7 protein-coding genes are annotated in these 9008 nt (G+C 58.1%); 1 reads left to right on the plus strand and 6 read right to left on the minus strand.

Annotated features, from left to right (window positions below; translation table 11 throughout):
- Nucleotides 1–283: 283 nt before the first annotated feature.
- From CA85_RS18455 to kdsB, 3 genes are all read right to left on the minus strand, one after another.
- Complete coding sequence (locus CA85_RS18455) at nt 284–2320, minus strand: sodium/solute symporter (protein WP_146392838.1); 2037 nt, start codon at nt 2318–2320, stop codon at nt 284–286.
- Nucleotides 2317–2598, minus strand: a complete 282-nt coding sequence (locus CA85_RS18460; RefSeq protein ID WP_246112956.1) for a DUF485 domain-containing protein — start codon at nt 2596–2598, stop codon at nt 2317–2319. Before CA85_RS18460 ends, CA85_RS18455 begins: the two co-directional genes overlap by 4 nt.
- A 322-nt stretch (nt 2599–2920) precedes the next feature.
- The gene (gene kdsB / locus CA85_RS18465; protein WP_146392840.1) at nt 2921–3670 is read right to left on the minus strand and encodes a 3-deoxy-manno-octulosonate cytidylyltransferase; all 750 of its coding nucleotides are present in this window, start codon (nt 3668–3670) and stop codon (nt 2921–2923) included.
- A 684-nt stretch (nt 3671–4354) separates the two neighbouring features.
- On the opposite strand from kdsB, the gene CA85_RS18470 reads away from it, so the two are divergent.
- Complete coding sequence (locus CA85_RS18470; protein WP_391564903.1) at nt 4355–5743, plus strand: ammonium transporter; 1389 nt, start codon at nt 4355–4357, stop codon at nt 5741–5743.
- A gap of 727 nt (nt 5744–6470) precedes the next feature.
- Here the strand turns inward: CA85_RS18470 and CA85_RS18475 are convergent.
- The 3 genes from CA85_RS18475 to CA85_RS18485 form a co-directional block, all read right to left on the minus strand.
- Nucleotides 6471–7898, minus strand: a complete 1428-nt coding sequence (locus tag CA85_RS18475; RefSeq protein ID WP_146392841.1) for an NAD-dependent malic enzyme — start codon at nt 7896–7898, stop codon at nt 6471–6473.
- Nucleotides 7899–8018: 120 nt separating this feature from the next.
- Nucleotides 8019–8423: a response regulator gene (locus CA85_RS18480; RefSeq protein ID WP_146392842.1), complete on the minus strand. Its 405-nt coding sequence runs from the start codon at nt 8421–8423 to the stop codon at nt 8019–8021.
- A gap of 22 nt (nt 8424–8445) precedes the next feature.
- Nucleotides 8446–8595, minus strand: coding sequence for a lmo0937 family membrane protein (locus CA85_RS18485; RefSeq protein ID WP_146392843.1), 150 nt, complete (start codon nt 8593–8595; stop codon nt 8446–8448).
- Nucleotides 8596–9008 lie beyond the last annotated feature (413 nt).

A 9008-nucleotide genomic window follows, 5' to 3' on the forward strand; every position in this document is an offset into this window, starting at 1 on the left:
GTTCATTCGCATATGAGCGGCAAATCCTTGCCTCAAAAGATTCCCATCCAACGAGTCAGGTCTAGTACGATTGATTCGTAACTTATGTGAGCATGCCCGGTCTGAATTCTCGGCAGGATCGCGTCCGGCTCGAAGTTGACGGGCAAGCCCTCACGCTGAAGACATTTATTGTAACGTCTTCGGGGGGGCCGTCGAAAGATTGGCCCGGCTGCGATCCAGACTGGATCGAAAAAACCAAGGCCAATGCCATTTACTGGCAACTATAAGCATTCATTTGATGCTGTCAAGCCAGTTTCGTACCCATTTCGACGTCAGATTCCGTTTTTGGCCGAGAATTACCCGTCAACAACGACACAATCACTAGCGTCAGCAGGGCTAAAGGAATGGTGACAATTCCTGGCTGGCTAAACGGAATCGGGCTGCTAGCCGGATCCAGCCCGTAGACCTTGCTATACGTGTCTGCCGACAGCAGGATCCAACCGAGTGAACTGAACATCCCGACGACAACACTGGCGATGATCCCAGCAGCGGTCGTCCGCGGCCAGAACAGCAGCATCACGAGGGCCGGCAAGTTCGCACTGGCCGCAATACTAAAAGCCCAGCCAACTAGGTAACTCACGTTCAGGTTCTGGAACAGAATCCCCAGCGCGATCGAGATGGCACCGACGACCACGGCGGCTACCTTCGCCACCCGCACTTGATTGCCCTCAGAGAATTGAATCCCCATCACGCCACCAAGCAAATCGTGAGCGACCGCACCACTGCTGGCGAGGATCAGCCCGCTGACCGTGCCCAGAACTGTCGTGAACGCAATCGCGGAAATGATCGCGAACAGGAGATCGCTGATCCCCCGCGCCAACAAGGGAGCCGCCATGTTGCTGTTGGTCACGTCGAGCGTGCCACTCACCATGGCCCCAAGTCCCAGGTAGAGCGTCAGCACATAGAAAAATCCGATACTCGCGATCCCGACGATCGTGCTCTTCCGGGCTGCCGCTGCGTCTTTAACGGTGTAGTACCGGATTAAAATATGTGGCAGCGATGCGGTGCCGCAGAACAACGCGAGCATCAACGAAAGGAAGTTGATGCGATCGGTCCAGCGGCCGCTGCGGATGCCCGCAAACGTCGGGTGCTCGCCCGGCCGCAATACCTTTGAACCGGAGGTCGGCTTTTGAAAGTAGACGGTGGTCGTTGCGGCGTCATTTTGGACGAGCTTTTCACTGCCCCATAGGGTCACCTCACTGCGGCGGAGGACATCGAAAAACTCAATCGGGCCGAGCGGGCCGGTGCTCGCGCTCTCCGATGTGGGCTCGCTCGTCGTCTCGTCGGCTGCATACTCGGCCGGCAATTCAGTTAAGTGGCCAACCGGGCGGAGTGATCGCTCTCCCTCTCCCGCTCCGAAGGGCAAGCCACCGACGAATTTTTCTCCGCCCGCTGTCTCAGTGACCGCTTGTGCCTGACGCAAGCGAATGCCGTCGTCGCTTTGCTCGATCCGGAACACGTCGTATCCCGCGTCTTCACGCGAGGCAAAGCGAATGTATTGGCTGGCCTGGTCCCAGGGGGCAGATAGGCCCGCGTCGGACTGATCCACATACAGGCTCCGGCCCGCCGCAGCGGCGATTGCCTGTGGGCTCGGCGAACCGCCGTTACCCTCAGCAGTTGTCAGTTCAAGCGGTCCAATGGTCTCAAACGCAGTGCGATCGGTATGGAATCCTTGCTGCAGCACGAGCACGACGAGCACCGTGCTGAAGACAACCAGCAGCGAGCCTTTGAGGAACTGCACCCAGGTCGTCGACACCATGCCAGCGGTCACCACGATCGTGATCACCACGCAGCCCACTAGAACCACGCCGACCCAGTGAGGGAATCCCAGCAAGGGCTGAATCAACACGCCCGCGCCGACCATCTGCGGAATCAAGTAGAACACACTCACGACCAGCGTGCTGATACCAGCGGCAGCCTTGATTCCAGGGGAGTCGAACTTCGCATCGAGCGCGTCGGCGAACGTGAACTTGCCCAACCGCTTCATCGGCTCGGCAATCACAAACAACGCCACAATCCAACCGGCGAGATAACCGATCGAGTAGAGGAATCCGTCGTAGCCGTACGCCGCAATCATCCCGCAGATGCCGAGGAAGGATGCTGCCGAAAGGTAATCGCCTGCGAAAGCCACCCCATTGATAAACCACGGGATCTGCCCGTGTGCGGCAAAGTAACCCGCCGATGATTTCGCTTTGCTGCCCAGGTAAAAGCTGAGGCCGACCGTGAAGCCAACGAACAGGAAGAATACGATGACCGCTGTTGAGGAAGGATCGTAGATCATGCCGACTCTCCTTTGTCGTCCGCCGCGGGATGTGATCCGGTGTCGCCACGAAGTGCGAAGCCATAAATGAATGCCATCACAATCGCAGCGATGATCAAGCCAAACCCATAGACAATCGCGAGATTCAAGCCCGCCACCACGACCATATCCATCGTCTCAGTCGCAAAGGCATTGAGCAGAACAAAGCCCAGGTACAACAGGGTGTAAATGACAAACAGTGTCAGCCCTAGCGGTGAAACCGATGAGGGGGCGGCAGGCGCGTTAACGGGTTCAGTCACGTCGGAAGATTCCCAGAAGAAGCAGGCGATATTAGAACGTCGGATATTGGAGGTACGAAGCATACACGATCGCATGACCAGTGTGTTTGCGACTCGCTTCGAGGCCAACGCTGGGCTGTTATCGAACTGAGGTTGCGCTGGTTTGAGATATTCTCTTGCATTGTCGGCCCTCCCCGGCAGACCCGCGAAAGGCTCGTCTTCGGACCTTCCCAGCTTCGCCGGGCGGGTGAAGAGGCACCGTAGGTGGCGCTGCGCTGTGTTCTGCAACCCCTTCAAGGAATGGCCGGCACGCGACGCACTGATGCCCGCGTGAACAAGCCGATCAGCCATCCAGTCGCGACTGGAACGCGCGGAAGTCATCCAGCGTGTCGATTCCACGCGGCGATGGTCCCACCGCGGCGACAACGATCGTCTTGCCCGCCTCGATGGCCCGCAGTTGCTCGAGCTTTTCGATGTTCTCGAGTCGCCCTGGTGGCTGGGTGGCGAACCACAGCAAGAAATCACGGCGATACGCATAGAGGCCGATGTGTTGCCAATAGGCTGGCGGCTGTCCACTCAATAACGCCTCACTGGCACCATCGCGGGCATGCGGCACCGCGGCGCGACTGAAGTAAACCGCGCGGTCTTCACTGCCCATGACCACCTTCACGCAGGCTGGGTCTTCGAGTTTGTCGGTGGTGTCGATCGGGCAAGCTGCGGTGGCGATGTCGGCGTCAGGTCGTGATGCGAGCAACGATGCGACCGCATCGATCACCTGGGCGTCGAGTTCTGGCTCGTCGCCCTGCACGTTGACGAAGATATCGATGTCTTCATGCATGAGTGCGACCTCAGCGATCCGGTCCGTGCCGCTCTGGCAATCCACACTCGTCAAGCGTGCTTCGCCGCCAAATGAATTCACCTCCGCTACGAGCCGCGGATCGTCAGCGGCCACGATCACACGATCGGCAACTGTTGCCCGCCCTGCGGCTTCGTAGGTGTGCTGGAGGACGGATTTTCCGCCCGCTCGCAGCAATAGCTTTTCGCTGAGTCGACTCGACGCCAAACGCGCCGGAATCACGATCATGATCTTCATGGAGGTCTGCTCGTTGAACTGAGAGGTATTGCGCTCGTCGGCAAAGTGACCCGTCTTCAGTGTGACCCGTCTTCAGTGCGACCCGGTCTTCGATATGACCAGGACGCGACGAGTTTGCGGGGATCAGCACGTTTTACCTTAGCGAATGGCGGCGTCCCAGGCGATCGACAAGTTCCCGCTTCGAGGCCGGCCATGCCGTCTGCAACGCAGTGCCATCTGCTTGGGCACTCCGTGCATCGATTCTAGGCATCTCCCTGGATCGCTCCACTGGGCAGCGTTCCGTTGGGTTTTGTGGAAAGTTGTAAGGTGTTTTGTGTTAATGGCTTGCGGTTTGTTTTTGAGGTGCGGTCGCCGGTTTGGCGCGGGGTGTGCTTTAACAGTGCGGCGAAAGCAACTTGCTTACGCATTGATCACCTGAGACTCACGAGCATTTTTAATTGGCCCGGGCAGGAGTATGACGGTCGGCTCGATCGCGTGGGCGTCGTGTTGCTGACATATACCCAGTGGGCGTGAGTGTTTCCAAGGTCGTTGCGACAATTGCGAGGCCGCACTTCCCTGTTGGTTCACACAAAACTGTCTTTGAGAAGGTAAGACTTTATGTTTAGAAGTTCGAATGGATTAAGAAGCCCGATTGGGCAAACTCCAGGATTTCGTTGGACGCATTTTCGCTCTTCCTGGCTGATGATGATCCTCGTTGTGGGGATGCTCGGAATGAGCACGGCACTCGTCTCGGTGGCCTCGGCGCAGGATGAAGTCGTTACTGTCACGGAGGTCGCAGAGGCCGCCGATGCGAGTGAGACCGAGGATCTCGGCGTGGGCTACGCCCTCGACAATGCCGTGTTGTTTTTATGTGCCGTTCTTGTGTTGTTCATGCAGGCTGGCTTCGCGATGGTGGAAGTCGGGATGAACTCGGCAAAGAACACCGTCAATATTCTCGCTAAGAACATCATGGATTTGTCCGTCGGGACCCTGTTGTTCTTCGTCGTCGGATTTGGCTTGATGTATCCCACTCTCTACATGAGCGAAGCCGATGCGGAAACGGTCAGCGGCTATTTTGCCTTTGGCGGATCGGGGATCTACACGACCGACGACCCCGGTCGGACCTTCTCGCCTCAGGTGGACTGGTTCTTCCAGGCCGTCTTTGCAGCGACGGCAGCCACGATCGTCTCCGGTGCAGTGGCCGGTCGCATGAAGTTCACGGCCTATCTCGTCTACAGTGCCATCCTGACCGGATTGATCTATCCTATCAGCGGATATTGGAAATGGGGCGGTGGCTGGATCGATGCCATGGGGTTCCAAGATTTTGCCGGTTCGGCAGTGGTTCACGCCGTGGGCGGTTTCGCTGGCCTCGCGGGTGCTCTGTTCCTCGGCCCCCGGTTGGGACGCTATACACCCGATGGCCGTTCGGTACCGCTGCCTGGTCACAACGTTGCCTTCTCGGCTCTGGGTGTGTTCATCCTGTGGGTGGGTTGGTACGGGTTCAACCCCGGCAGCCAGTTGGCTTTCCAGGGGACTGGAGACATTGATGCGGTCACCTTGATCGCGGTGAACACAACTCTCGCCGCGTCCGCCGGTGCGTTCATTGCTACCTTCATTGGCTGGGGATTGTTCGGCAAGCCGGACTTGACCATGAGCCTCAACGGTGCTCTCGGCGGATTGGTTGGGATCACTGCCTGCTGCGATGCCTTTAGCAACTCCATGTCCATCGTGATCGGTGGCGTAGCCGGTGTGCTCGTCGTCCTGGCAATCGTGGCTTTGGACAAACTCAAAATTGACGATCCCGTGGGTGCCTTTCCTGTGCACGGTGTGTGCGGGGTGTGGGGATGCATGGCGATGGGGATTTTTCCCAACACTCACTTCGAGGGTGTGTTCGAAGGATTCGTGACCCAGGCAATCGGTACGGTCGCCATCTGCGGATGGGCGTTTGTCACCATGTCGGTTGTCTTTGGAGTGCTCAAGGCAGTTGGCATGTTGCGAGTAACGCCTGCCGAAGAGCACGCTGGACTGGATATCAGTGAGCACGGGATGCACGCCTATCCATCGGACGCCATCCATAGTGGTTCGGTTACTTGATCTACCCACCGCGGCTTCGTCGCCGGATCGCTTTGGCGATTCGGCGGCGTAGCAGCCCGCGGTGGAAGACACGGCGTCTCGGTGAGACGTTTCATCGGGTCTCGGAGAGACTCGATTATTGACACGAAGGTCTTCTCGGCTCTTGCCTGGGCCGGAAGAATGCCCCCAATGGCCCGTAGTGAATGTCCGCCTCATTCACTGCGGGTCGGGGGTTTTTTCATGCGCAACGCCGTCTGGTTTTCCAGCGATGTTTGCGAATCTTAAACCATGGTCATTGTCTGCAGGGCTTGGCTCAGAGCAGGGCGCGTCGGGAAAAATAGATGGGGCACCCGCCGGCCACGCCCCCTATCGATGCTTCGATTTTCATTCGAGAACACGATGGCTGGTGCAGCGGTTTTGCTGGGGCGCTGATCTGTGGAGTGTGGCTAATGCGCCGACGCACTGTCTTGACAGCTCAGACGGTCGGAGCCGTCTGGCTACATAGTCGACCGACGACTCCGCCCGCTGCGAGTGTAGGGGCGTTGGTTAAGCTCAGACGGACGGAGCCGTCTGGCTACATAGTCGACCGACGGCTCCGCCCGCTGCGAGTTTGGAGGCGTTGGTTGAGCTCAGGCGGTCGGAGCCGTCTGGCTACATAGTCGACCGACGGCTCCGCCCGTCGCGAGTGTGGAGGCGTTGGTTCAGCTCAGACGGTCGGAGCCGTCTGGCTGCTTTGCTCTCAAATTGGCTATTCGAGGCTGTAGGCCGCTTTTGCTTTCCGGCGTGCGACACCGGATTCGATCGCGGCAGCTGAGACGGCTGACGCGACTACCTTGGCGACTCGACGGTCGAACACACTCGGGATGATGTAATCATCGAGCAAGTCCGAAGGTGGGATCACTGCAGCGATTGCCTCGGCCGCGGCAATCTTCATTTCCGTATTGATCGTGGTAGCCCGAACGTCCAGGACGCCGCGGAAAAGGCCTGGGAAACACAACACGTTGTTGATTTGGTTGGGGAAGTCACTGCGGCCGGTCGCAATGATCCGAGCGTAAGGTTCCGCGAGGCTGGGATCAATCTCCGGATCGGGGTTCGCTAATGCGAAAACAATCGGATCTGTGCTCATGTTCTGAACATCTTCCACGGCCAGCGTATTGGCTCCGGAGACGCCAATGAACACATCTGCTCCTTGGATCGCCCGGCTCAGTGGTCCAGCGACGGCTTCGGGGTTCGTGTTCTCAGCCAACCATTGCTTAGTCGGGTCCGCCTCGGGTTCTCTCCGGTGCAACGCACCATTGCGATCGCAGACGATGATGTTTTCAACTCCAGAGGTAATCAGCAGTTGGCAAATCGCCGTGCCAGCCGCGCCGGCGCCGTTGATCACAACGCGCACATCGGACATGTTCTTGTTGACCCGTCGCAGGGAATTCTTCAGGCCCGCGAGGACAACGATTGCTGTACCGTGCTGGTCATCGTGAAAGACCGGGATCTCCAACTCGGCATCGAGGCGTTTTTCGATCTCGATACAGCGTGGTGCGGAGATGTCCTCCAGATTGACACCGCCGAAGGTGGGCGCGAGATTCCGCACGATCGCGACGATTTCGTCTGTGTCCTGCGTATCCAAACAGATCGGAAAGGCATCGACATCGGCAAACTCTTTGAACAGCATGGCTTTGCCCTCCATCACCGGCATTGCGGCGCGCGGGCCAATGTTGCCCAACCCCAGCACAGCGGACCCATCGCTCACGACGGCCACGGTGTTTTGCCGAATCGTCAGCGCAAAGGATGCCTCCGGGTCTGCTTCAATGGACTTGCAGACGCGGGCGACGCCGGGCGTGTACGCCATCGAAAGGTCGTCGCGTGTCTTGATCGGCGTCTTCGAAATGACTTCGATTTTGCCGCCCAAGTGCATGAGGAAAACACGGTCGGAAACATGCACAACCTCCACATCGTCCAGCTTTCTCAATCGCTCAACAATCTGTTTGCCGTGGTCGACGTCTTTGGCGTTGACGGTGAAGTCACGCGAGATTCGATGGCCAGCGATGTTGACGATGTCGACTGCGCCGATCGCCCCGTCGGCTTCACCGATCGCCGTCGTAATGTGCCCCATGGCGCCCGGCGCATCGGCGTAGCGTAAGCGGATGGTGATGGCGTAAGTGGGACTGTGCTGAACCATGGGATACTGCTGAAAGACGGGAGTTCGAAGTGTGCCGTTTTTTACCATGAATGGAATGGCGAAAACATCCGGGCGCTGGGCACCGTGGCGGCCAGCAGTTTGGGTCGCCGTGCCCCGTCTTTAAGCGATATCGCTCAGCGCCGACGCCTGGCCAGCCTTGATGTCGCCGATGAGTTCGCGGATCTGGGCAAAGAGTTTATCAAAATCGATCGGTTTGGGATGGAACGTATCACAGCCCGCCGCCTCGGCCCGAGCCTGGTCATCGGGCAGCGCGTACGCCGTCAACGCGATCACTGGCGTATGTTTGTCTCCGTCGGCGGCGCGAATCTGCATGGTCGCTTCCAAGCCGTCGAGATCCGGCAGGTTGATATCCATCAGGATCAAGGCAACGTCCAGCTTTTCCGCCAGTTCGACGGCTTCGACTCCATCACCGGCAGTGGCGACCGAGAAACCGTGCGATTTCATCTTACGCGTCAAGAGGTCGCGAATATCATCGTTGTCATCAACAATTAGGATCGTTGTCATGTCCTCGTCCTGCCGTGCATCCTCAAGTAACGTTGCGGCCCGTCAGCAAGCGATAGATCAGCAGGGCCACTGCGATGATCAAGAACAGATGAATGAGCCCTCCGGCGGTAACTTTCGCTACGAACGCGATGACCCAGATCACCAACAAAATTCCGATTAAACTCCACCACATCTCTGACTCCCCAATGCCTCGATTTTAGCGGCCCTGATCTCAGCGGCTACGATTTCACCGCAGCTCCCTGGCCATTTTGGACATCGCGTTCGATCGGCCAGTTGAACGGGTATTTGCAACGATCTCAAACCAAGCTGCAAATGGCATGCCGGGTTGGGATAGGGTTGGGATAGCCAGTGCAAATAGAGCCGCCCCGTTGGGGCTACCGCGAGGTGGTGGTGTCTGAAACTGAAACCCCAGGCGTTGCCCTCTTTATCCTACACATCTTTTTTTAGCCCGTTCCGAATGCAATATAGGCTTCGCGGTACGCCTGCAGTCGCCGCAGTCCACGCCAGATTACGGTGGAACCGGGCGGTCCTTGCCCTGTTTTGTTCAAGTAGCCGCCCAACTGCGCCAACACCAGCATGAACTCG

The sequence above is a fragment of the Allorhodopirellula solitaria genome, assembly GCF_007859855.1.
In the GTDB taxonomy this organism is placed as follows: domain Bacteria; phylum Planctomycetota; class Planctomycetia; order Pirellulales; family Pirellulaceae; genus Rhodopirellula; species Rhodopirellula solitaria.

Bases quoted from the DNA above. Each gene is read 5' to 3' on its own strand.
- kdsB (WP_146392840.1), bottom strand. From the start codon at position 3,670: ATGAAGATCATGATCGTGATTCCGGCGCGTTTGGCGTCGAGTCGACTC.
- CA85_RS18485 (WP_146392843.1), bottom strand. From the start codon at position 8,595: ATGTGGTGGAGTTTAATCGGAATTTTGTTGGTGATCTGGGTCATCGCG.
- CA85_RS18470 (WP_391564903.1), top strand. From the start codon at position 4,355: ATGATCCTCGTTGTGGGGATGCTCGGAATGAGCACGGCACTCGTCTCG.
- CA85_RS18455 (WP_146392838.1), bottom strand. From the start codon at position 2,320: ATGATCTACGATCCTTCCTCAACAGCGGTCATCGTATTCTTCCTGTTC.
- CA85_RS18475 (WP_146392841.1), bottom strand. From the start codon at position 7,898: ATGGTTCAGCACAGTCCCACTTACGCCATCACCATCCGCTTACGCTAC.
- CA85_RS18480 (WP_146392842.1), bottom strand. From the start codon at position 8,423: ATGACAACGATCCTAATTGTTGATGACAACGATGATATTCGCGACCTC.